Source organism: Rhodococcus sp. GXMU-t2271 (assembly GCF_041414735.1).
GTDB classification, from domain to species: Bacteria; Actinomycetota; Actinomycetes; order Mycobacteriales; family Mycobacteriaceae; genus Rhodococcus; species Rhodococcus indonesiensis.
This window is the reverse complement of sequence record NZ_JAUIZP010000043.1, coordinates 1-23,413: the sequence shown is the minus strand read 5'-3', so window position 1 is coordinate 23,413 and position 23,413 is coordinate 1. Positions and strand designations below refer to the sequence as shown.

The following is a 23,413-nucleotide window of genomic DNA, read 5'->3' as shown; positions in this document are numbered from 1 at the left end:
CGATTCCATGGACGGTCCAGTCGTCAAGGCCGCCGAAGCGGCCTTGGGCGACGACAACGTCGAGCTGATCCTGCCGTTCGTTCCCCTCGAAGCCGAGGACGAGGTGCGCACGGCGTTCGAACGGGCGACAGCCGCGCGCGCCGAGGGTCCGATCGCCCACGAAGTGGCCGATCTCTACTTCTTCGACACCGTGGTCCGGCTACACCGCGCGGGCGAGGGCGCCTCGTTCACCGGCGTGAAGCCTGCGGGCGGCGACGTCGGCCCGGTGATCCCGCTCGCCGAGCGCGCGATCGAGACAGGCTCGATCGAGAAGCTCTACGCCTTCCTGTCCGCCGAGCTGCACCGGCAGCTGCAGTCCCGCCTGGAACGGATCGTCGCCCTGACCGACGCCGTGACCACCGCGGAGCGCCGGGAGTACACCGAGGCGATGCTCGGCTTCCAGGTGTACAGCCACCACCTCTACAAGAGCATGCACAGGGATCCGCACGAGGGCGGGCACCCGCACGGCTGACCCGGGCGCCGCCGTCACCTCTGCATCAGGTGATGCCGTCACATCGGCATCATGTGGTGCATCGGCATTCCTGGCATCAGCATGTGGTGCATCTGCATCATCAGCATGTGCAGCATGTGCATCCAGCCCATATCCATCGTTCCCACCTCCGCGTCCTGCGGTGCTCGTCGGAGGGCGACACCACTTCCACTATGCGCCTGATCGGGCGTGCAGGTCGCCACGCCGGCGCCGCATGCTCCGCCCGGTGGCCTTGACGAGTTCGTCCACCCACAGCACCGAGGACCCGACGCCGACGGCGAGCGCCCACTGCTGCGAGGTGAGCGCGGTGGTGTCGAAGAAGCCCTGCAGGAACGCCGTCTGGACCACGCACACCTGCAGGACGACCACCACGACGAGCGCGATCCAGATGCTGTGGTTGGTGAGGGTCTGCAGCGAGAACACCGAGCCGAGCTCCGAACGGACGTTGAGCAGGTTGAACACCTGGAAGAAGACGAACGTGGTGAACGCGAGGGTGGTGGCGAACAGCGGATCGTCGGCGCTCTCGGGGAACCACTGCGGCGCGTAGTGCAGCACCGCTACGGTTCCGGCGGTCATGACGATGCCCAGTCCCAGGATGCGACGGAGTCGGTCGCGGCTGAGCAGACGCTCGCGCGCCGGCCGCGGCGGCCGGGACATGGTGCCCGGCTCCGTGGGGTCGACGCCGAGGGCGAGGGCCGGCGGGCCGTCCATGATGATGTTGACCCACAGGATCTGCAGCGCCGTGAACGGTGCGCCCCCGGCCAGTCCGAGCGCCCCGGAGACGAGGAAGATCAGCACGAACCCCCACGCCGTGGTCAGCTGGAACTTCACGAACTTGACGATGTTGGCGTAGATGCCGCGGCCTTCCTCGACCGCGGCGACGATGGTCGCGAAGTTGTCGTCGGTGAGGATCATGTCGGCCGCGCTCTTGGACACGTCGGTGCCGGTGATGCCCATGGCGACACCGATGTCGGCCTGTTCGAGAGCCGGCGCGTCGTTGACGCCGTCGCCGGTCATGGCGACGACCTCCCCGTTCGCCTGCAGCGCCTTGACGACTCGGATCTTGTGCTCCGGAGCCACCCGGGCCAGTACTCCGAAATCTGCTGCCCGGGAACGTAACTCGTAGTCGTTCAGAGCATCGAGGTCGGCGCCGGTGGCCGCGGCACCACCGATGCCCAGCCGGCCGGCGATCGCCGACGCGGTCACGAGGTGGTCGCCGGTGATCATGTGCACCTCGATGCCGGCGGCATGGGCCACCTCGATGGCCCGCTCGGCCTCCGTCCGCGGTGGATCGACGATGCCGACCACGGCGTAGAGGGTCAGGTCGGACACCGCACGCTGCAGGGCCTCCGCGTCGCCCCGCGGCACCGCGTGCAGGTCCCGGCCGGCGATCATCAGGGTGCGCAGCCCCTCGGCGGCGAGCGCCTGCACCGCGGCGCGGAGGCGGTCGCGGCGGCGGTCGTCCAGCGGGACGGGGCCGTCCCCGTCGAGCATCGCGGTGGCGCGGTCCAGCAGTGCACCGGGTGCCCCCTTGGCGAAGCACCGGTAACCACCCTCGGGCAGGGCGTGGAAGGTCGCCATGTACTTGTAGGCGGAGTCGAACGGCACCTCCGCCAGCCGCGGCACCGCGAGGCGCGCCCCCTCGACGTCGATGCCGCCCTTCTCGGCGAGCACCACCAGCGCGCCCTCGGTGGGATCGCCGACGAGCACCCCGTCGCGGACGACGGCGTCGTTGCACAGTGCCATCCCGAGCAGCGGCGCGGTCAGGTCCGGGGCCGGCAGCCCGTCGCCGACGAGGATCTTGCCGTTGGTTTCGTATCCGGTTCCGGTGACGCGGAAGCTGCGGCCGCGGGCCAGCAGCCGCTGCACCGTCATCTCGTTGAGGGTGAGGGTGCCGGTCTTGTCGGTGGCGATGTGGGTGGTGCTGCCCAGGGTCTCGACGGCCGCGAGCCGTTTGACGATGGCGCCGCGCGCGGCGAGTCGCGACGCTCCCATCGCGAGGGTGAACGCGACGACCGCGGTCAGCCCCTCGGGGATGGTGGCGACGGCGAGCGAGACCGCGGTGATCAGCAGGTCGGACCACGACTGCCCGCGCAGCAGACCGAGCACGAACACGACGGCGACGACGGTGAGGGCGACGACGGTGAGGGTCTTGGCAAGCTGGTCGATGCGGCGCTGCAGCGGGGTCTTCTCCACCCCCGCGGTACCGAGCAGGGTGGCGATCGCGCCGATCTCGGTCTGCATCCCCGTGGCCGTGACCACCATCGTGCCCCGGCCCCGGGTGATGTCGGTGTTCATGAACAGCATGTCGGCGCGGTCGCCCAGCGGGGCCTGCTCGTCGTCGACGGGTTCGACGGTCTTGTCGACGGGATGGGACTCACCGGTGAGCGCGGACTCGGCGACCTGCAACCGTGCCGCCGTGACGACCCGGCCGTCGGCGGGCACGGAGTCGCCGGCCTCGAGGAGCACGACGTCGCCGGGCACCAGTTCGGTGCGCGGCAGGTGCTGTTCGCGGCCGTCGCGGCGGACACGGGCGGTGTCGACGGCCATCTGCCGCAGCGCCTGCAGGCTGTTCTCGGCGCGTCGCTCCTGCACGTAGTTCAGGACGGTGTTGAGGGTGATGACGGCGAGGATGACCACGGGGGTCTCCCATTCGCGCGAGACCACGGCGCTGACCACGGCCGCGACGACGAGAACGAGGGTCATCCGGTCGGCGAGCAGGGCGAGCACCTTGCGCCAGCCGGGCACGGTCGGCGCCTCGACGAGGGCGTTGGGCCCGTGTTCGCGCCGGCGTTCCTCGACCGCGCCGGTGGACAACCCCACCGCGGGGTCGACGTCGAGGGCCGCCGCGACGGCGTCGGCGCCGCGGGTGTGCCACGTGGTGGCCAGGGTCATCTCGCACGCTCCTCGGTGAGGTCGGGCGGCTCCCACGCTATCGATGTGACGGATGCCGCGCGATTCGACGCACGATCCGCCTGTGCCGCGCCCGGATTCGTGATGTGCTGGAGGCGGTGATATCGAGGCGCACGCCGCCGGATCGGAGGAGCCATGAGTGAGCCGAACGTCGACGATCCCGTCGTGGTCCTGAGCGACGAGGAGAGCTGGGAACTGCTCGGCACCGAGCGGATCGGCCGGCTCGTCGTGGTCTCGGGCGGACGGCCCGACGTCTTCCCGATCAACTACGCGGTGCGCGACCGGAAGCTGTACTTCCGGACGGCCGAGGGCAGCAAACTGGTCGAACTGACGTTGAACGCCGAAGTGGCCTTCGAAGCCGACCACGTGGAGCAGGACCGGGCCTGGAGCGTGGTGCTGCACGGACGGGCTCGAAACCTGGTTCGTTACAACGAGATCCAGGAGGCCGAGGAACTGGGGCTGCAAGCCTGGGTGCCCACTCCGAAGTACAACTTCGTCGAGGTCACCGCGAGCGAGATCAGCGGCCGCCGGTTCGCGCTGGTCAAGGATTGACCGAGGATCGACGCTGCCTCGGCGTCAGCCCGCCACCATGCCGACGCCGAGACCGACCATGAGCACGGCGATGCCACCGTCGAGCACGCGCCACGAGGCGGGTTTCGCGAACACCCCGCGCAGCAGCGCGGCTCCGTAACCGAGCCCGAGGAACCACACGACGCTGGCCAGCGCCGCGCCGGCGCCGAACCACCAGCGTCCCGGGTCCCCGTGATGGTTGGCGACGGAGCCGAGCATCAGCACGGTGTCGAGGTAGACGTGCGGGTTGAGCCAGGTCAGCGCCAGGCAGGTGGCCAGTGCTGTGCCGACGGTGACGGGACCGCCGGCCGCGGCGGTCAGGGCCGCCGGACGCAGCGCCCGCCGCGCCGCGAGCAGGCCGTAGCCCACGAGGAACGCCGCGCCGGCCCAGCGGATCACCCCGAGCGCGCCGGGAACCCGGTCGAGCACCGTGGCGATGCCGGCAATGCCGGCGGCGACGAGGATCGCGTCGGACAGCGCGCAGACCGCGATCACCGGCAGCACGTGCCGCCGGGCGATCGCCAGGCGCAGCACGAATGCGTTCTGCGCACCGATCGCGACGATGAGCGACAGGCCGGTGAGGAATCCGGCGACGACGAGGTGCATGTCTCCCACGCTAGGAATCCGGCTCGATGAAGAACAGTTGATTTTTCTTCACTACCGTTAGAGTTTCTTCACGTGGATCTGGACTTCGCGCAGCTGCGGACCTTCGCCGCGGTGCTGGACGAAGGCACCTTCGACGGCGCGGCCGCGGCGCTGCGCCTCACCCCCTCCGCGGTGAGCCAGCGGATCAAGGCGCTCGAGCAGCACGTCGGCCGGGTCCTGGTGCGGCGCACCAGGCCGGTGTCCGCGACGGCCGCCGGTGAGGCCGTGATGCGACTGGCCCGTCAGGTGGCGCGCCTCGAGCAGGACACCGCCGAGGCACTCGGCCTCACCGCCGGCCGGGACGAGTACGTGTCGGTTCCCCTGGTCGTCAACGCCGACTCGATGTCGACGTGGATGCTGCGCGCCCTGGCCCGCATGCCCGAGCGCCACCGCGCCCTGTTCGAACTGCACCGGGAGGACGAGTACCACGCCCCCGCGCGGCTGCGGGACGGCACCGCGATGGCCGCCGTGACGTCGGTGCCCGAACCGGTGCAGGGATGCGTCTCCGAAAAGCTCGGCGCCATGCGGTATCACGCCATGGCGAGCATCGACTTCGCGGACCGCTGGTTTCCCGGCGGACCGGACGCCGAGGCCCTGCGGCACGCCCCGATGCTCACCTTCGACCGCAAGGACGACCTGCAGGACCGGTTCCTGCGGCGCCGCACCCGGCACCGCCTCGATCCGCCGCGGCACTACGTGCCGGGCGCCGCCGAGTTCGTCGAGGCTGCGCGGCTCGGTCTGGGCTGGGGCATGCTGCCGGAACCGATGCTCACCCACACCGACGGACTCGTGTTCCTCGCCGCGGACGATCCGTTCGACGTGCCGCTGTACTGGCAGCGCTGGCGGCTCGAGTCGCCGGTCCTCGACGCACTCACCGACGTCGTCCGGCGGACCGCCGGGGAGGTGCTGCGCTGACCGCCGGTCCGGCCCGAGCGGCCGATCGGTTAGCGTGACGGGTCGGCCCCGACGAGAGGACAGACGGATGACCGCAGCATCGGCACGACAGCTGAGCCGGGCCCTGGCCGGCGTGCTGGCCGTCCTCGTCACCACCGGATGGGCCGCGAACCACTTCGCCGCGATGATCCCCGTCCTGCGCGAGCACGAAGGACTCTCGCGCGCACTGCTCGACGCGGTGTTCGGCATCTATGCGCTCGGACTGCTGCCCGGGCTCGTCGGCGGCGGCGCTCTCTCGGACCGGGTCGGCCGAGCCGCGGTGGTGCTCCCCGGCGCGACGATCGCCCTCGCCGGTACCGTGCTGCTGCTCGTCCGGCACGACGCCGCCGGACTCGTCGCGGGCCGTCTCGTCGTCGGGATCGGCGCAGGGCTGGCCATCGGTGCGGGTACGGCGTGGGCCACGGATCTGCGCGGGAAGGTCGGCACGGTGCTCGCCGGCGTCGCCCTCAGCTCCGGATTCGCCCTGGGGCCCTTCGTGTCCGGTCTGCTCGCCGAGTTCGGTCCGCGACCGCTCTCTCTCCCCTTCGTGCTCTCGGCCGTGCTGTCGGCGGCGGCTGTCGCCGCCGCGGCGGTGTGGAGCCGGTCCGCGCACTACGCGGCGGCGGAACTGCAACCGGTCGTGCCGGGGCACGACCGGTCGGTCGCCGGCGCGCTGTCCTGGTCGTTGCCGCTGGCGCCCTGGGTGTTCGCCTGCGTCACAGTCGCATTCGTGACCTTCCCGGCCAGGATCTCGAGCGAGTACGCAGGTCCGGCCCTGACCGGCGCCGCGGCGCTGCTCGCCCTGGGCTCCGGGATCGTCGTGCAGGCGGCGGCACGGCGACGCGAGTGGGGACCGCAGGCCGGGACGGTCGGCGCCGTCCTCGCGGGGCTCGGGTTCCTCCTCGTCGGCGCCGGCGGGACGCACCCGCCGCTGTGGTTGCTGCCCGTCGCGGCACCCGTGCTCGGGGTGGCGTACGGGCTGTGCCTGCGCGAGGGCCTGCTCGACCTCGAGTCGCTCGCGCCGAAGACCTCACGTGGGACGCTGACCGGCGTCTTCTACGTCGGCACCTACCTCGGCTTCGCGCTGCCGGTGCTGCTCGTGGTGCTCGAACCCGCCACCGGCGCGAGCCTGCCGCTGTTCGCGCTCGCCGTCCCGGCGTTCGCCGTCGCGCTGGTGCGGGCCCGCCGGTTGGCCGTCGCCGAGCACCCCCGGGCCGTGGACGTGACGCGCGGGTGAAGGACGATCCGGCCTCCCCGCCGGGAATTTGCTCGCCGGTCCGGAATCCGCTCCGGCTGTGCCGGGCGCGGATCCACACTCGGCGCGGCGATCCTGCCGCCCGTCACTCCACGAGGGCGCGGAACTGCGCGTCGTACAACCGGAAGTAGGCACCGCCCGCTCGGAGGAGTTCGTCGTGCGTGCCCTGTTCCACGATGCGTCCGTGTTCCATCACCACGATCCGGTCCGCGTCGCGGATGGTCGAGAGCCGATGCGCGATCACGAAACTGGTGCGGTCCCGGCGCAGTACCGCCGTCGCGTGCTGCACGAGCAGCTCGGTGCGGGTGTCGACCGAGCTGGTGGCCTCGTCGAGGATCAGGATGGACGGTTGCGCGAGGAAGGCGCGGGCGGTGGTGATCAGCTGCCGCTCCCCCGCGCTGATGTTGCCGGCATCCTCGTCGATCACGGTGTCGTAGCCGTCGGGCAGGGACCGCACGAACCGGTCGACGTAGCTGATGCGTGCGGCCTCGAGGATCTGGTCCTCGGTGGCGTCCGGCCGGCCGTAGGCGATGTTGTCGCGGATGGTGCCGCCGAACAGCCAGGTGTCCTGCAGCACCATCCCGATGCGCGAGCGCAGCTCGTCGCGGCTCATGGTCGTGACGTCCACGCCGTCGACGAGGATCCGTCCCGAATCCAGTTCGTAGAAGCGCAGGATCAGGTTCACCAGCGTGGTCTTGCCGGCGCCGGTCGGTCCGACGATCGCGACCATCTGCCCCGGCTCGACCCGCAGGTCGAGATGCTCGATCAGCGGCTGCTCCGGCAGGTACGAGAACGAGACGTCCTCGAACTCGACCAGGCCGTACCGCCCCCACGGAGTGACGGGAGCCGGCGGATCGGGTTCCTGCTCGGGTTCGTCGAGGATCTCGAAGACCCGCTCGGCGGACGCCGCCGCGGACTGCAGCAGATTGACCATCGCGCCGATCTGACCGAGCGGCTGACCGAGCTGGCGCGAGTACTGGATCAGGGCCTGCACCTCGCCGAGACTGACGGTGCCCGACGCGACCCGCAGTCCGCCGAGCACGGCGATCGCGACGTAGCTGAGGTTGCTCATGAACATCACCAGCGGCATCACCAGTCCGGAGACGAACTGGGCCCGGAACCCGGCCCGGAACAATTCGTCGTTGGTTTCGGTGAAGCGGCGCTCGACCTCGGCGGTGCGGCCGAACGCGGTGACGAGTTCGTGGCCGGTGAAGGCCTCCTCGATCTGACCGTTGAGGTTGCCGGTGGTCTTCCACTGGGTCACGAAGTGCCGCTTCGACCGCTTCGCCACCACTGCGGTCACCACCACCGACGCCGGCACCATGAGGATGGCGACGAGTGCGAGCAGCGGCGAGATCCACACCATCATCACCACGAGGCCGATCAGGGTGAGCACCGCCAGCACCAGCTGGCTGATCGACTGCTGCAGACCCTGCGAGATGTTGTCGATGTCGTTGGTGACGCGGCTGAGCAGGTCACCGCGGGAGTGGGAGTCGAAATAACGCAGCGGCAGCGCATGCACCTTGCGTTCCACCCGCGAGCGCAGGTCGCGGATGACGCGCTGGACGATCTCGTTGAGTCCGTACGCCGCCAGCCAGATCAGGCCCGACGACAGCAGATACAGCGCGAGTACGAACACGAGGGTGCGGCCGAGGGCGGCGAAGTCGATGCCCGCGCCCGGCACGAGCGACATCGCCGACACCATCTCCGCGAACTGGTCGCGTCCCTGCGCGCGCAGCGCCTCGACGGCCTGCTCCTTCGACAGCCCGGCGGGCAGCTGCCGGCCGATCACCCCGCTGAAGATCAGGTCGGTCGCGTGACCGAGAACCCGGGGCGCCACCGACGACGCCACCACCCCGAGCACGGCCAGGACGAGCACCGCGGATGCGGCCCACCGATGCGGCCGCAACAGGCCGACGAGCCGTTTGGTGGCCGGCCACTTCTGTCGCGCCCGGTTCTCCGGTGCGCCCGGGTCCACACCCCCGAGCCGCGGTCCCGCCTCCTTGCGCTCGGTCATGCGTTCACCATGCGCTGCGACTCGACGATCTCGGCGTAGGTCGGGCAGCTCGCGAGCAGCTCCAGATGCGTGCCCGAGCCGACGACGGCCCCGCCGTCCAGAACGACGATGCGGTCGGCGTCGAGCACCGTGGACACCCGTTGCGCGACGACCACGACGCACGCATCGCGGGTCTCCGGGAACAGTGCCTCCCGCAGCCGCGCGTCGGTGGCCTGATCCAGGGCCGAGAACGCGTCGTCGAACAGGTAGATCGACGGCCGGCGGACCAGTGCCCGGGCGATGGCCAGGCGCTGGCGCTGCCCGCCCGAGACCGTCGTGCCGCCCTGGGCGACGAGGGTGTCGAGTCCCGCCGGCATCGCCCGGACGAAGTCCGCCGCCTGTGCGACCTCGAGGGCGTGCCAGAGTTCGTCGTCGGTGGCGTCGGCGCGGCCGTACCGCAGGTTCTCGGCGACGGTCCCGGAGAACAGGTACGCCCGCTGCGGTACGAGACCGATCGCGGCGCGCAGCACCTGCGGATCCAGGTCACGCACGTCGGTGCCGCCCACCAGGACCGAGCCGGCGGTGACGTCGATCAGCCGCGGGATCAGCCGGAGCAGGGTCGTCTTGCCGGAGCCGGTACCGCCGATCACGGCGGTCGTGCTGCCGGGTTCGGCCCGGAACGTCACGTCGCGCAGGACGGGCGCGTCGGCACCGGGGTACGCGAACGCCGCGCTCCGCAGCTCGAGGGTCACGGGTGAGCCGAGGGTACGGACGGGCCGGGCCGGCGTCGGCAGCGACGACTCGGTGTCGAGCACGTCGAGGATCCGCTCGGCGCACACTGCCGCGCGCGGCGCCATCATCGCCACGAACGACGTCATCATGACCGCCATGAGGATCTGCATGATGTAGCTCAGCAGCGCGGTGAGAGACCCGACCTGCATGTCGCCGGTGTCGATCCGGTGGCCGCCGAACCACAGCACGGCCACGCTCGTGGCGTTGGCGATGAGCATCACGAGCGGGAACAGCAGCGCGTTGATGCGGCCGACGTGCAGCGCGGTGTCGGTCAGTTCCGCGTTGGCGACCTCGAATCGCTCCCGCTCGGTGTGCTCGCGGACGAATGCCCGCACCACGCGGATCCCGGTGATCTGTTCGCGGAGAATCCGGTTGACGGCGTCGATGCGCACCTGCATCACGCGGAAGGCCGGCACCATCCGGGCGATCAGGACGAACATGGTGACCGCGAGAACGGGCACGGCGGCGACGAGCACCAGCGACGTGCCGACGTCCTCGCGCAGCGCCATGACGATGCCCCCGATGCCCATGATCGGGGCCATCACCACGATGGTGCAGCTCATCAGCACGAGCATCTGCACCTGCTGCACGTCGTTGGTGTTGCGGGTGATGAGCGACGGCGCACCGAACCGGCCGAACTCGCGGGCGGAGAACCCGCCGACGCGGCGGAGCACGGCCAGCCGCACGTCGCGGCCGACCGCCATGGCCGTGCGCGCCGCGAAGTACACCGAACCGATCGAGCAGCCGATCTGCACCGAGCTGATCGCCAGCATCACCGCGCCGGTGGACAGGATGTAGCCGATGTCGCCGCGGGCGACGCCGTAGTCGATCAGGTCGGCGTTGAGCGCCGGCAGGATCAGCATGGTGCCGGTGGCGACCGTCTGCAGCAGCACCACCGCGAGCAGCGCCCCGCGGTGCGGGCGCAGGAACCGCAGGAGCAACCGGACCAGCATGATCACCACGCTACCGGTGCAGCGGCCCGGTTCCCGGCACCTTTTCCGCTCCTGCGGGAGGGGAAGAGGTGCCCGGGCCCGGTCATGTGTGCGCCGGCTCGCGGGTGGGCTCGGGGGCGGTCAGCTCACGGCGGAGCTTCTCGCCCTCGACGTCCACGTTCGGCAGGATGCGGTCGAGCCACTTCGGCAGCCACCAGGCCTTGTCGCCGAGAAGCGCCATCACCGCCGGGATGATCACCATGCGCACGACGAACGCGTCGAAGAACACGGCCGCGGCGAGGGCGAAGCCGATCGACTTGATGAACGAGTTCGGCTCGGCGATGAAGGCCGCGAACACCGAGATCATGATGACCGCGGCGGCCGTGACCACCCGGGCGCCGTGGGCGAAGCCGATCCGCACGGCTTCCTTCGCGGAGGCGCCGTGGACGAATTCCTCCCGCATGCGGGTCACCAGGAAGACCTGGTAGTCCATCGCCAACCCGAACACCACACCGATGAGGAAGATCGGCATGAAGCTGACGATCGGCTGCGGGTTGGAGACGAGCCCGCCCCAGCCCTCCTGGAAGACCGCCACGGTCGCGCCGAACGTCGCCAGGACGCTGAGCAGGAACCCGAGGGTCGCGGTCAGCGGCACCAGGATCGAGCGGAAGACGAGCATCAGCAGGATGAACGCGAGCCCCACGACCACCGCGAGGTACGGCACGAGTGCGCTCTGCAGCGTCTCCGACACGTCGCCCTCGAGGGCGGTCTGTCCGGTGACGCCGTAGGAAACACCGATCTCGTCGTCGAGCTGCGCCTCCTGGTCGCGGATGCTCGACACCAGCTCCATCGTCGCCGGCTCGCTGGGGCCCGACCGCGGCGTGACCATGATCTGCGCCGTGTCACCGGCCTGGTCGACGGCGACGACCTGGACGTTGACCACCTCGTCCTGCTCGTACAGACGCTGCACGACCGCACCGAACGCCTCCTGCGGCGCGACGGTGGCCTCCCGGGCGTCGGCGACGACGAGCAGCGGACCGTTGCGGCCGGGACCGAAGCCCTCGTTCACGAGGTCGTAGGCCTGCCGGGCGCTGGTCTTCGGGTCACCGGTCGCTTCGGTGGGCAGCGCCAGCTGCAGGTTCGCGCCGGGCAGCGCGAGCAGACCGAGCAGCAGGACGCCGGCGACGAGCGGGATCAGCGGCTTGCCGGTGGACCAGCGGATGTAGCGCTGAGCGGCGCTCGGCGTGTCGGTGTCGGCCTCCGGATCGTGGTCCTTCAGGCCCGGGATACGGCCGGCGAACGCCTTGCGCCCGAACAGGCCGAGGATCGCGGGCAGCAGGGTGATCGCGATGAGCACGGCGATGAACACGGTGAAGGCGGCCGCGTATCCCATCGCGGACAGGAACGGGATCCCCACCACGCTCAGCGCCATCAGGGCGATGATCACGGTCAGGCCGGCGAACACGACGGCCGAGCCTGCGGTGCCCACGGCACGTCCGGCCGCCTCCGCCCGGTCGGCGGTGACGGTGATCTCGTGGCGGAACCGGGAGACGATGAACAGCGAGTAGTCGATCGCGACGGCGAGACCGATCATGATCGCCAGCGTCGGGGTCATCGAGCTCAGGTCGGCGAAGCCGGTGGCGACGGTGATGCCGAGGCTGCCGATGGCGATGCCGATGATGGCGGTGATCAACGGCAGGCCCGCGGCGACGAGCGAGCCGAAGGTGATGGCGAGGACGACGGCGGCGATGCCGATGCCGATGAGTTCGGTGACGCCACCGGGCATCTCGGCCTCCGCGGCGGCGGTGCCGCTGACCTGGACGTTCAGGCCCGCGTCCCGGCCGATCTCCGCGGCCGCGGCGATCTGCTCGCGCATCGTGTCGTCGACGTCGCCGAAGCCGCCCTCGAACGGGACGGTGACGAAGCCGACGGTGCGGTCCGGGCTCAGCGGCGACAGCGCGGCCGCATCGGCGAGCGCGGTCTCCTCCGGCTTGCCCTGTTGCTCCGCGGCGGCCTTCATTCGTTCGACGAGACCGGCGTTCGCGGTGACGGGGTCGACGAGGACGGCGGCCTGCTGCTCGGGGGTGGCGACGGCCGGGTCGATCTTGGCGGCGGCGGTCACCTTGTCGATGCCGCGGATCGCCGCGAGCACCTCGTTCATCGCCGCGAGGTTGTCCGGCTCGTCGAGGGTCTGCCCGTCGGGGGCGGCGAACACGTAGCGCGCGCTGAGCGCGTTCGTCGGGTCCGCGGCGTTCGGGAACCGTTCGGCGAGCAGGTCCTGCGTCTGCTGCGCGGGGGTGCCCGGGATGGAGAACGAGTCCGTCGTCGGTCCGGACAGGGTGGCCGCACCCACCCCGAAGAGGACGAGGATCGCCAGCCAGAGGGAGAGGACCGTGCCTTTTCGCCGATAGGCGAACTTGCCGATCCGATAGAGATAGGTCGCCACGGGGAACCTCGTCTTCCGGATGTGTCGTGCAGATGTCTTAGGAAAGGCCTTGTCGCAGTTGCTCGAAGGCGGCTAGGACGAGCTCCTCGGGGGACGTCGCCCCCGAGGTGCCGGCGAGCCACAGTTCGACTGCCGACTTCATGGCCGAGACCGCGGCGTAGCGGACCAGACTCGGATACAGGTCGACCCGGGGGTCGGTGCCGGTGCGCTCGGCGATGGCCTCGACGAGCAGTTGCGAGGCGCGCACTTCCATCTCGACCCGGCGCGCCAGCAGGGCGGGGCTCTGTTCGAGCAGCTCCATGGTCGTGCACAGTTCCACGAAGTCCCCGCCGGGATCCGAAACTATCTCCCGTGCAACGGCTTCCATCGATTCCCACACGGGCTCACCGGCGGGCCGCGCGTGCAGGCGCCCGACCCACGCGTGCACCAACCCCTCGAGGTGTGCGAGGACGGCCTCTTCCTTGCCGGCGAAGTAGTTGTGGAACGTGCGGGTGGACACCCCGGCCCGGGCGGCGATGGCGTCGGCGGTGACACCGTCGAGTCCCTTCTCCCGCGCAAGATCGGCCGCGGCCGCGACGAGCGCTGCTCGCGTGGCGGCCTTCTTGCGGTCGCGCAGGCCGGGCGAAGTGGTCACGTCTTCCACGGTACGCACCTTGCAGAGTCCTGCAAATTTGCAGAGTCCTGCAAAAATATGCGTTTGCCCACACCCCTCCGAGCGGTGTGGCGGCGCTCACGTGCGGCGACGCTCCCAGGCGCCCGGGTCGGCGGTCAGGTCGGATACGAACCGTGGCAGATCGTCCGCGACGACGTCGGCGAGGGTGACTTCCTCGAGGACGGCCCGCAGGTTCACCCGCACCGCGATCCACACGTCGCGCAGGCGTTCGGCCGGTCCGGTGTAGACCACATCCTCCGGCCGCTGGCCACGCACCGACGCGAGCGGGCCCTCCACCGTGCGGATGATGTCCGCGACGGAGATCTCCTCGGCCGGGCGCGCCAGCCAGTACCCGCCCTCCGGGCCACGGCGACTGTGCACCAGACCGCCCCGGCGCAGGTCGCCGAGCACCGCCTCGAGGAACTTGTGCGGGATATTCTGCGCCCGCGCCAGGTTCTCGGCCTTGGCGGGCGCCTCGCCTGCCGCCGCGAGTTCGAGCAGCGTGCGCACGGCATAGTCCACCCGGGCGGTGATGTGCACGTCGCGCTCCTCGGTTCGACCCTGCGCCGCCGGCGGTGACGGACACAGAATTCCTACCAAACCGGGGGAAAAGCGCGCGAGCCCCGTCCGGCGATCGGGGTCACGCGGCGACCGTGCGCCGGCGTGCCGAGACTGCACACAGCGCGAGCCCGACGACGACCCATGCGCTCAGCACCAGCACCGCCGTCCCACCGCCGTGCCCGTCGAAGAACGCGACCGAGCGGACCGCGGTCCCCGCGGCGCCCGGTGGCAGCAACTGGCCGAAGGCACCCCATCCCTGCGGCAACCACGCCGCGGTGGTCGCGAAGCCCGACAGCGGGTTGCCGAGAAACATCATCAGGACCGCACCGGCACCGAAGCCGGGCAGACCGAAGAGCGACTCGAGGCCCAGCAGAGGCAGCGAGACGGCGGCCAGGCTCAGCGTGAGCGCCGCCGCGGTCGCCCAGTAGTTCCCGGTCAGGCTGCCGAACCCGAACTGCAGAACGGCGGTGAGAGTCAGCCCCGCGAGCACCGCGAAGCCGATCGCGCCGAGCACTCGCAGGCCGACGCGCCCGGCGAACAACCTGACGAGAGCGATCGCCGGTACCAGACCGCCGAGGACCAGGGGCAGGGCCAGCGAGTTCAGGCCGGCCCCGGCCGGGTCGTCGGCGGGCAGTGGCACGACGTCGCGTACGGGGACGGGCCGGCCGAGCGTCTGCGACAGTCCGGCGGCCGTGGCGGTCAGCACCTGCGCGACCGGGGCTCCGCCCGCGCCGGCGACATACATCGCGGGCCCGTCCGGTTCGACGGCGAGACCGCCGACGACCTCACGCTGCTCGATCGCCGTGCGCAGCGCCTCCACGTCGGCATATCGCTGCGGCGAGAACGCGCCGGGCCGGGCATCGGCGAGACCGGCCTCGATCCGGGCGACGGCCGGATCCGGTCCGACCACCCCGATCTTCAGCCCGTGCGGACCGCTCTCGACCGCCGGGGCGGCGAAGGCGAACAGCATCAGGGCGATCACGGCGGTGAGCGCAAGCACGACGCCGACGACACGCACGGCGTCCGGCGGGGCGTGCCGGGCGGTGGTGGGGTCCGGGGCGGAGGTCGAGGCGGCCATGACGACTCCTTGAAGTGGAGGATCGCTCTCCGTTTATGTGGAGTATATTCCTCCGCTAGGAGTGGGTGTCAACCCGCCGACCACAGGAGACTGCATGCGCGCCGACGCCGCCCGCCGACGCGAGGCCCTGATCCTCGCCGCCCGCGACGTGCTCGCCGAACGGGGACACGACGCGCCCCTCGACGCCATCGCCGAGCGTGCCGGCGTCGGCATCGCCACCCTCTACCGCAACTTCCCCACGCGCGACGATCTCGCCCATGCGGTGGCCCGTCGTACCCTCACCGAGGCGGGCGCGGCCGCCGAGCACGCCCTCGCCGCGATGGCCTCGGACCCCGAACGTGCCTGGACGGAATTCGTCGGCACCGCCGTCCGGTTGCGGCTCGGCGCCCTGATCCCGGCGCTCATCGTCGAGAGCTACCGGGAACTGCCCGGTGACGTCCTCGAGGTCCGGGAGGACACCAAGGCGCGCGTCACCGAACTCGTCCACACCGCACAGCGAGCCGGCCTCGTCCGCGACGACGTCCAGCCGATCGAGGTGATCATGGCGATCGCCCGGCTCACCCGCCCCCACGTGCAGTTCGTCGACGAGGTCGTGCCCGCCCTCGTGCCCCGGATGATCGCGATCTACCTCGCCGGCCTGCGGCCGGACGGCCGGCCGCTGCCCCACTGACCGCCGGACCTCCGTAGTGACCGGAACCACATTCCGGTAGATTGGACGCCTGTTCACATCACTCCCGGAGGACCGCATGTGGGAGACCCTGACGGCATCCTGGGCGTCGCTGCTCGAGCCCCTGCACGACCCCGTCGCGCTGGCCATCCCGGCGTTCCTGCTGTTCCTCGCGCTCGAATGGGCCGCCGCGCGCGCGCTCGAGCACGTCGAACCCGGCGCCGACGGGCACACCCGCCCGCCCCGCGGAGGCTACGAGGCCCGTGACGCACGCACGAGCATCTCCATGGGACTCGTCTCCATCGGCACCAGCGCCGCCTGGAAGGTGCTGGCTCTCGTCGGCTACTCGGCGATCTGGGTGTATCTCGCGCCGTGGCACCTACCGGCGAACGCCTGGTACACGTGGGTGATCCTGCTCCTCGGTATCGACCTGCTCTACTACTGGTACCACCGGACGGCGCACCGGGTGCGGCTCGTGTGGGCCACCCACCAGGCGCACCACTCGAGCGAGTACTTCAACTTCGCCACCGCCCTGCGCCAGAAGTGGAACAACAGCGGCGAGATCCTCATGTGGCTGCCGCTGCCCTTCCTCGGCATCCCGCCGTGGATGGTGTTCGTCGGATTCTCCGTCTCGCTCGTGTACCAGTTCTTCGTGCACACCGAACGGGTGGGCACGCTGCCCCGGCCCGTCGAGTTCGTCTTCAACACCCCGTCGCACCATCGGGTGCACCACGGCTGCGACCCCGAATACCTCGACCGCAACTACGGCGGCATCCTGATCATCTGGGACCGCCTGTTCGGCACCTTCCGCCGCGAGACCCACCGCCCCACGTACGGACTCACCAAGCCCGTCGGCACCTACAACATCTGGCGGCTGCAGACGCACGAATATCAGGCCATCGCGCGTGACTGGCGGGCTGCCGCGCGGTTGCGCGACAAGCTCGGCTACACGTTCGGTCCGCCCGGCTGGGCGCCGACGCCCCCGGCCACGGTCGCGAGTGCGCAGTTGTCGTCGCGACACGCCGGGTGACCCGACGAGAACTGCGCATTCGAGAACGACAACGGCCCCGATCCGGTGAATCGGATCGGGGCCGTTGTTGGCGGTGGCGGAGGGATTTGAACCCTCGGACGGGGGTTACCCGTCACACGCTTTCGAGGCGTGCTCCTTAGGCCGCTCGGACACGCCACCGCCCACGACTTTACCGGATTCGGTCCCGGAGTTGAAATCCCCAGGTCACGAGCGTTCCGGGAGCCGCTGCGCGCGGAAGAAGTCCTCGAGCACCGCGGCACATTCCTTCTCGAGCACCCCGCCGCGCACCTGCGGACGATGGGTGAGCCGACGATCACGCACCACGTCCCACAGCGACCCCACCGCGCCCGTCTTCGGCTCCCATGCACCGAACACCACGCGATGCACCCTGGCCAGCACCAGCGCGCCCGCGCACATCGTGCACGGCTCCAGCGTCACGGCCAGCGTCGTGCCCTCGAGGCGCCAGCCGTCGCCGTGCACCTTCGCGGCCGCCCGCAACGCAAGGATCTCCGCGTGCGCCGTCGGATCGCCCGTCGCCTCCCGCGAATTCGCCGCCCGGGCCAATTCGGTCCCGTCGGCGGCGAACAGGACGGCACCCACCGGCACGTCCCCGGCCGGCGCCGCGGCGGCCGCCTCCAACGCGGCCCGGATCATCGCCTCGTCGTCGCGCAGGCCCATCTAGCGGCGCAGCTTGTCCAGCGCCGTGGCGAGCACATCGTCGAACCCGAGTCGCTGGGCGATCTCGTCGATCTGCTCGTCCGGATACAGGTCGGTCTCGGCGGCGATCACCGCCAGCACCGGCTCCGGCAGCCCCAGATCCGCCAGGATTCCCAGGTCACCCTCCTCCCACGGCTCGATGTCGTCGAGCTCGTCGGGGTCGATGTCCGGGATCTCGATGTTCAGCGCATCGAGCACGTCGGCGGCGATGTCGTAGTCGACTGCCATCGTCGCGTCCGACAGCAGCAGACGCGTGCCCGACGGGGCCGGCCGGACGATGACGAAGAACTCGTCGTCCACGTTGAGCAACCCGAAGATCGCCCCGGTGCTGCGCAACTCGCGCAGCTCCCGGTCGGCCACCTCGAGGCTCGTCAACACCGCCGCCGACAGTGTCTTGCACTTCCAGCGACCGTCCTCCCGCGTCACGGCGACCCCGAACCCGTCGAGGTCCTCAGTCGAACTCACGGAAGGGCTCTTGTTCCCCGCACGCTGCGCAGCCATGGGCGCAACGGTAGTCGGCGCGGTCCCGTGAATGAAGTCCAGCGGGCGATGTGCCAACCTGGTCGGGTGCCCACCTCCGCGTCCACCCCGCCCGTGTGTGTACTCGGCCTCGGCCTGATCGGCGGATCGTTGCTGCGTGCGGCCGTCGCCGCGGGCCGCGAGGCCTGGGGGTACAACCGCTCATCGGAGCCCGTCGAAGCCGCCCGCGCCGACGGATTCGACGCCTCCACCGACCTGCCGGCCACGTTGCGGCGCGCCGCAGAATGCGACGCCCTCGTCGTCGTCGCCGTGCCCGTGCCCGCGGTCGGCGCCGTGCTCACAGCGGTCGCCGAGCACGCCCCGCACGTTGCCCTGACCGACGTCGTCAGCGTCAAGTCGCAGGTCGCCGCCCTCGTCGCCGCCCACGGGCTCTCCGCACGCTTCGTCGGGGGCCATCCCATGGCCGGCACCGCCGAGTCCGGGTGGTCGGCGGGATTCGCGGAACTGTTCCGCGACGCGGTGTGGGTGGTCACCGTCGACGACGACACCGATCCCGACGTGTGGACGCAGGTCGCCGATCTCGCCCTCGACTGCGGTTCCGTCGTCGTACCCGCCGAATCGGGCGAGCACGACGCGGCGGTCGCCCGCGTCTCGCACCTGCCCCATCTGCTTGCCGAGGCGCTGGCACTGTCCGGGGCCGCCGGCGGCGACCTGGCGCTGGGCCTGGCGGCGGGATCGTTCCGCGACGGCACCCGGGTCGCCGGGACCACCCCCACGTTGGTCGACGCGATGTGTGAGGGCAACGCCCCGGCGCTGCTCACAGCCCTCGACGAGACCCTCGAGGTGCTGCGTGTCGCTCGCGAACAACTCGCCGACGGCAGCACCGCCGAGCTGACCGCCGCCGGTCACGCCGCCCGGCGACGGTTCGAGCAACGCAACCGCCGACCCGTCACCGGCGTCGTCCCCGGCGACGAGGACTGGCTCGCCCGGCTGCGCGAGGCGGGCCGTCGCGGCGAGGTGTGGACGCGGTGACCCTGCGCGACATCACCGCGGCACTCGCGAAAGGCGAGCTGACCGCCACCGAACACGTCCGACAGGTGCTGGCCGACCTCGACGCGCTCGACGGCACACCGTGGTCGAATCTCGTGGCCGCCCGCAACGATGCCGCGGCCCTCGAATCGGCGGCCCGCGCCGATGCCGAGCTCGCGGCCGGCAACTGGATCGGTCCGCTGCACGGCGTCGCCGTCGCCGTCAAGGACAACATCGACGTCGCGGGCATGCCGACCCGCTGCGGCAGCAACGTCCTCGCCGACGTCGCGCCGGCCGCGCAGGACGCCAGGATCGTCGAGCGGCTCCGCGAGGCCGGCGCCGTCGTGGTCGCCAAAACGCACCTGCACGAGTTCGCGTACGGGCCCAGCGGCCTGGTCAACGCGGCCGGACCGGCCCGGCACCCGCACGATCCCACCCGCATCACCGGTGGCTCGTCCTCGGGGTCGGCAGCGCTCGTCGCCAAGGGCGTCGTGCCGCTGGCACTGGGCACCGACACCGGATGCAGTGTGCGCACCCCGGCGGCGCTGTGCGGAGTCGTCGGCCTCAAGCCCACGTTCGGTGCGTTGCCGGTCGACGGGGTCTTCCCGCTGTCCACCACCTTCGATCACGTGGGTCTGCTCGCCCGCGACGTCCTCGACGCGGCACTGGCCTGGGGCGCGCTGCCCGGAATAGCGCACCTGCGAACGCCCGTCTCGGGGCTGCGGGTCGGACGGCTGCGCGGCGGCATCTGGGACGTGCCCGCTGCATTCGAGTCCGCGCTCGACGACGCCTGCCGCACCCTCAGCGATCTCGGTGCCGAGGTGCGGGACGTGACCCTGCCGGAAACCGACGACCTCCTCGGCGTCTATCCCGTCGTCACCGGCTCGGAGGCGTACGAAACCCATCAGCGCTGGTTCGAGAACGACCCGGACCTCTACCAGCCGGCCACCGCGGCGCTGCTCGCGGCTCAGCGGGACCGTCCGGCGACGGACTACGTCCGGGCCGTGCGGGCGGCCGCCCGGTTGCGCCGCGACGTCCTGCGTCGGCTACGGCGCGACGACGGGCTGGATGCGCTGATCACCGTCACGACCCCGCTACGGTCGGCCCCGCTCGACAGCGATCCCGCCGCCCTCCGCGGGCCACTGCTGCAGATGTGTATCCCGTTCAGCGTGCTGGGCGTACCGGCGGTGTCCGTCCCTGCCCCAGGAGACCGTGATCTCCCCATCGGCGTACAGGTGGTCGGGTTGACCTCCGGGACCAGCGGGCACGGCAGTCATCCCGGAGAGTCCACAGCTCTGGCACTGGCGATGGCGGTGGACGGCACCGACCTCCTGACCGACCCGTCCTAGATCCGTCCCGCCAGTCCGGGGTAGTTCACGACGAAGCCGTCGCCGTCGACCGTCACCGAGGAACTGGACACCGGGGACAGGACGTGGATGCCGTCGGCTGCGCTGCTGTAGACGAGGGTGGCCTCCTCGATGCCGAGATCGAGCAGATTCACGTAGACGACGGGCACCTCGAGTTCGTCCGCGCCGGACTGCAGCCCGTAGCGGCGGATCGGCAGAGCATTGAAGAACGGGCTGAGGATGACGTCGACGTCGAGTGCGCCGCCGAATGCCGACCGCTGGTGCTGGGTGCCGTTGTCGACCATCCAGATGCCCTCCTCGGACCGGCTGATCGACATGTGCCTCTCACCTGCGGCCAGGGTGGTGCGCACCGACAACCGGCGCGTGACACCGTTCTCGTCGGTCACGAGGTCGTACGACGCGCTGAACGCGGGATGCTCCGCGCACTGCGCGCCCACGATCCGGCCCGCCGCCTTGATGCGATCGCCGCTCAGTTGGACACGCACCGATTCCATCCGAGGAACGTCGTACGCCCGCCACGTCAGAATCGCGGGCCAGTTCGATGCTGGGCTCGCCGCAGACCGCGCGGCATCGGGGACTGGGATGCTCACGTGTCTACGTTAAGCGACGAGCCGCTCCCGAGGCGCAGGGGTGCCGCGAATCGTGCCCTTCGTGTAGCACACGACCACTCGGAACGTGTCCGACGTCACATCACGGGGACATGTCCACGACACCACGATGCGGTGACCGCACGGTGACCGACATCCTTGTGCAGCGCGTTTGAGCACGTAACCCGCTGCCCGGGAAAGACTGGCCTACAGTCGCCTCATGCGTACCGTGTGGACAGTTCCTCAGAACATCGCCCAGATCCTTCTGGAGTCCCCCGAGATCCAGATGTTCCTGACCAGCAACGAGCTGCCCGACACCGCCGCGGACCCTCGTCAGCGGCTCGCCGAGTTCACGCATGCGCTCGCCGCCCTGGCCCGCCACACCGGACGCACCTTCGCCTCCGTGGACGCAGCCAACCGTGAACTGTTCGGGGGCTCTGCCGGAACCGTGCCGGTGGCACTGCGACTGGCCGTCCTGCGCGAGATCGTCACCGACGTCGACGACCGCACCCCCACCCCGGACCCGCTGCCGGCGACGGTCGTCGAACAGCTCGGTGCCTACGTGTACGCCCTCGTCGATCCGCGCGACCATACCGTCCTGCACGTCGGACAGGGCCGCGGGAACCGGATGTTCGTCCTGACGTGGACCGCGCTCGGCGAAGATCACAAACTCGCCGCCGGCGGCGAAGCCGCTCCCGCGCAGACCCCCGAAGCCGACGCAGCCGTGCGCCGGATCCGTGCCGTCTACGACTCCGGCTACTCGGTAGGTCACTACGTCGTGGCCGACCGGGTGGCCCCGGCCGTCGACGCCGATCACGCCGCCGGCTTCACCGCCCAGGCCCTCGTCTCGGTACTGGGGTTGCTCGAACCGCACGACGGCGAATTCGTGCTGACCAATCTCGTCGGCGCCAGCGAGGAATCCGACCGGGTGGCACGTCCCGTCGAGGAGCTGATTCGTCAGTACTCCGCGGAGGCCGCACCCGAGCTGCCCACGCCGTGCGTCGTACTCCGGATCACCGAGGCGAAATCGGCTTCCGCCGAGCAGGTCCGTGGACTCGCCGACCGTCCGTGGCCGGCCGGAGCGTCGGCACGCCGGATCGACGGCCTGCCGATCCTGGTGGTCGCGGACAACATCGTCCGCGGCGCCTACCGGGCAACCGGCTGGGAAGCGGCGTCCCGCACCGAGGACAACGGCGGCACCATCCTCTACCGCTTCCTCGGGGACGCCGATCCCGAACTCGAGAAGCTCTTCGTCGACACCCGCCTGACGCCGGATCGGCTGGGGCTCAAGCGTTGGCCGTCCCACGGCTGGGCGCCGCGGCTCACCCGGGCCCTGCCCCACAGGCCGAGACCCTGAACCCTTGTCCGGGCCGTGTCGTCACGGCCCGGACTTTCCTACCGACGGCTCTCCTGGATCACCTGCCGCTCGAAGTGAGAATGGGTTCGTGCAGGTCGTAGTAGTGCACATCGCCCTGTAGCCGCATCTCCTCCTCCAGCAGTGGACGCAGATCGTCGGGAATCTCCATTCGTTCGTGGGCACGCGCCTCGTCCTCGGACGAGAAGTACACCGTCTCGACGTATCCGTCGTCGCCGTAGGTGGCGAACGTGCCGCCGATGATCTCGGGGCGCAACTGATGCACCCGTTCCTGGCCCTGCGCGAGCAGGCTCTTCATCCGCCCGAGATCGGGGCTGTGCCCCTCCATCACCTGAACGAACCCTGCGGTGTCGGAGCCACCCTCCATCCACACCTCGACGTCACGGCAGTCATGGACGACGATCTCGCCGTCGAAGCACTGCTCCGCTTCGGCCCACCACTCGCCCTGTTCCGGTCGCTCGCTGTTCCGGCGGGCCGCCTCCTCGGATTCGAACCGCGCCACCGACACGAAGGTGCCGTCGTCGCTGAATCCCGACGTGCTGCCCAGATAGCCCACCGCGCCCGGGCGCAGCTCGTCCGTCCACCGCTGCAGGCAGGCCTTCAGCCCCTGCTCGTCGCGGACCTTTCCCTGCCAGACCTGAATGAACATCTCCATCGCCTCCGCGTGCGGGACGAGCCCGCACCCAACGATTTCCGTGGCCGACCCGTCGCCGTCCACCGCCGACGTCACCCGACGGCCGGCGATCGCGACCACCGTGGAGTCAATGATTCGCCTGTGCCGGACCACGGACAAGAGCGGACGGGCCGGAACATGCGGAAATGCCGGAAGCCCCCCGACAGTGTCGGGGGGCTTCCGGTA

Annotated in this window: 21 protein-coding genes and 1 tRNA gene; 9 read left to right on the top strand and 13 right to left on the bottom strand. The window is 70.6% G+C overall.

From position 1 onward, the window contains the following. The first annotated feature begins 7 nt into the window (after positions 1–7). Positions 8–511 carry a DUF6448 family protein gene (locus tag QYS60_RS16280; RefSeq protein ID WP_054375376.1) on the top strand — a complete coding sequence of 168 codons (504 nt, stop codon included), beginning with the start codon at positions 8–10 and terminating at the stop codon, positions 509–511. 189 nt (positions 512–700) lie between these two features. Here the strand turns inward: QYS60_RS16280 and QYS60_RS16275 are convergent, their stop codons facing one another. Further along, positions 701–3,424 carry a cation-translocating P-type ATPase gene (locus tag QYS60_RS16275; RefSeq protein ID WP_371383656.1) on the bottom strand — a complete coding sequence of 908 codons (2,724 nt, stop codon included), beginning with the start codon at positions 3,422–3,424 and terminating at the stop codon, positions 701–703. A 153-nt stretch (positions 3,425–3,577) separates the two neighbouring features. Here QYS60_RS16275 and QYS60_RS16270 point away from each other — a divergent pair, with 153 nt between their 5' ends. Then, the gene (locus QYS60_RS16270; RefSeq protein WP_003936902.1) at positions 3,578–3,994 is read left to right on the top strand and encodes a pyridoxamine 5'-phosphate oxidase family protein; all 417 of its coding nucleotides are present in this window, start codon (positions 3,578–3,580) and stop codon (positions 3,992–3,994) included. 24 nt (positions 3,995–4,018) lie between these two features. Here QYS60_RS16270 and QYS60_RS16265 read toward each other — a convergent pair whose 3' ends face one another. After that, complete coding sequence (locus QYS60_RS16265; RefSeq protein WP_371383655.1) at positions 4,019–4,618, bottom strand: LysE/ArgO family amino acid transporter; 600 nt, start codon at positions 4,616–4,618, stop codon at positions 4,019–4,021. Between the two features lie 72 nt (positions 4,619–4,690). Between QYS60_RS16265 and QYS60_RS16260 the strand changes: the two genes are divergently transcribed. Together QYS60_RS16260 and QYS60_RS16255 are read left to right on the top strand one after the other, a co-directional pair. Further along, positions 4,691–5,572 carry a LysR family transcriptional regulator ArgP gene (locus tag QYS60_RS16260; RefSeq protein WP_054374174.1) on the top strand — a complete coding sequence of 294 codons (882 nt, stop codon included), beginning with the start codon at positions 4,691–4,693 and terminating at the stop codon, positions 5,570–5,572. 67 nt (positions 5,573–5,639) lie between these two features. Next, complete coding sequence (locus tag QYS60_RS16255; protein WP_371383654.1) at positions 5,640–6,827, top strand: MFS transporter; 1,188 nt, start codon at positions 5,640–5,642, stop codon at positions 6,825–6,827. A 103-nt stretch (positions 6,828–6,930) separates the two neighbouring features. On the opposite strand, the gene QYS60_RS16250 is transcribed toward QYS60_RS16255, so the two are convergent. The 6 genes from QYS60_RS16250 to QYS60_RS16225 form a co-directional block, all read right to left on the bottom strand. Beyond that, a complete protein-coding gene (locus tag QYS60_RS16250) occupies positions 6,931–8,862 on the bottom strand; it encodes an ABC transporter ATP-binding protein (RefSeq protein ID WP_371383653.1) in 1,932 nt (643 codons plus the stop codon). After that, positions 8,859–10,586 (bottom strand): ABC transporter ATP-binding protein, encoded by a 1,728-nt coding sequence (locus QYS60_RS16245; RefSeq protein ID WP_289380980.1) that lies wholly within the window; start codon positions 10,584–10,586, stop codon positions 8,859–8,861. The genes QYS60_RS16250 and QYS60_RS16245 overlap by 4 nt, the downstream gene beginning before the upstream one ends. An 82-nt stretch (positions 10,587–10,668) precedes the next feature. Continuing rightward, positions 10,669–13,011 carry an MMPL family transporter gene (locus QYS60_RS16240; RefSeq protein WP_371383652.1) on the bottom strand — a complete coding sequence of 781 codons (2,343 nt, stop codon included), beginning with the start codon at positions 13,009–13,011 and terminating at the stop codon, positions 10,669–10,671. 37 nt (positions 13,012–13,048) lie between these two features. Next, positions 13,049–13,645, bottom strand: a complete 597-nt coding sequence (locus QYS60_RS16235; protein WP_040782579.1) for a TetR/AcrR family transcriptional regulator — start codon at positions 13,643–13,645, stop codon at positions 13,049–13,051. Positions 13,646–13,741: 96 nt separating this feature from the next. Then, positions 13,742–14,203, bottom strand: a complete 462-nt coding sequence (locus QYS60_RS16230; RefSeq protein ID WP_003936914.1) for an Rrf2 family transcriptional regulator — start codon at positions 14,201–14,203, stop codon at positions 13,742–13,744. 100 nt (positions 14,204–14,303) lie between these two features. Then, a complete protein-coding gene (locus tag QYS60_RS16225) occupies positions 14,304–15,302 on the bottom strand; it encodes an ABC transporter permease (RefSeq protein WP_371383651.1) in 999 nt (332 codons plus the stop codon). A gap of 94 nt (positions 15,303–15,396) precedes the next feature. Between QYS60_RS16225 and QYS60_RS16220 the strand changes: the two genes are divergently transcribed. Together QYS60_RS16220 and QYS60_RS16215 are read left to right on the top strand one after the other, a co-directional pair. Next, positions 15,397–15,972: a TetR/AcrR family transcriptional regulator gene (locus QYS60_RS16220; RefSeq protein ID WP_289380989.1), complete on the top strand. Its 576-nt coding sequence runs from the start codon at positions 15,397–15,399 to the stop codon at positions 15,970–15,972. 76 nt (positions 15,973–16,048) lie between these two features. After that, the gene (locus tag QYS60_RS16215) at positions 16,049–16,999 is read left to right on the top strand and encodes a sterol desaturase family protein (RefSeq protein WP_371383650.1); all 951 of its coding nucleotides are present in this window, start codon (positions 16,049–16,051) and stop codon (positions 16,997–16,999) included. A 68-nt stretch (positions 17,000–17,067) separates the two neighbouring features. On the opposite strand, the gene QYS60_RS16210 is transcribed toward QYS60_RS16215, so the two are convergent. The 3 genes from QYS60_RS16210 to QYS60_RS16200 all read right to left on the bottom strand — a co-directional run bounded on the left by QYS60_RS16210 (position 17,068) and on the right by QYS60_RS16200 (position 18,217). Next, positions 17,068–17,158, bottom strand: a tRNA-Ser gene (locus QYS60_RS16210). A 45-nt stretch (positions 17,159–17,203) separates the two neighbouring features. Then, entirely contained in the window at positions 17,204–17,677 is a 474-nt protein-coding gene (locus QYS60_RS16205; protein ID WP_003936920.1) for a nucleoside deaminase, read from the bottom strand. Next, positions 17,678–18,217, bottom strand: coding sequence for a tRNA adenosine deaminase-associated protein (locus tag QYS60_RS16200; protein WP_054374157.1), 540 nt, complete (start codon positions 18,215–18,217; stop codon positions 17,678–17,680). Positions 18,218–18,265: 48 nt separating this feature from the next. Between QYS60_RS16200 and QYS60_RS16195 the strand changes: the two genes are divergently transcribed. Next, positions 18,266–19,228 carry a prephenate dehydrogenase gene (locus QYS60_RS16195; protein ID WP_371383649.1) on the top strand — a complete coding sequence of 321 codons (963 nt, stop codon included), beginning with the start codon at positions 18,266–18,268 and terminating at the stop codon, positions 19,226–19,228. Next, positions 19,216–20,574, top strand: coding sequence for an amidase (locus QYS60_RS16190; protein ID WP_289381102.1), 1,359 nt, complete (start codon positions 19,216–19,218; stop codon positions 20,572–20,574). The genes QYS60_RS16195 and QYS60_RS16190 overlap by 13 nt, the downstream gene beginning before the upstream one ends. On the opposite strand, the gene QYS60_RS16185 is transcribed toward QYS60_RS16190, so the two are convergent. Beyond that, positions 20,571–21,182 carry a putative glycolipid-binding domain-containing protein gene (locus QYS60_RS16185; RefSeq protein WP_072786589.1) on the bottom strand — a complete coding sequence of 204 codons (612 nt, stop codon included), beginning with the start codon at positions 21,180–21,182 and terminating at the stop codon, positions 20,571–20,573. The genes QYS60_RS16190 and QYS60_RS16185 overlap by 4 nt on opposite strands. Before the next feature lie 217 nt (positions 21,183–21,399). On the opposite strand from QYS60_RS16185, the gene QYS60_RS16180 reads away from it, so the two are divergent. Next, entirely contained in the window at positions 21,400–22,536 is a 1,137-nt protein-coding gene (locus QYS60_RS16180; protein WP_289381104.1) for a GIY-YIG nuclease family protein, read from the top strand. Between the two features lie 58 nt (positions 22,537–22,594). Here the strand turns inward: QYS60_RS16180 and QYS60_RS16175 are convergent, their stop codons facing one another. After that, positions 22,595–23,203, bottom strand: a complete 609-nt coding sequence (locus tag QYS60_RS16175) for a hypothetical protein (protein ID WP_371383719.1) — start codon at positions 23,201–23,203, stop codon at positions 22,595–22,597. Positions 23,204–23,413 lie beyond the last annotated feature (210 nt).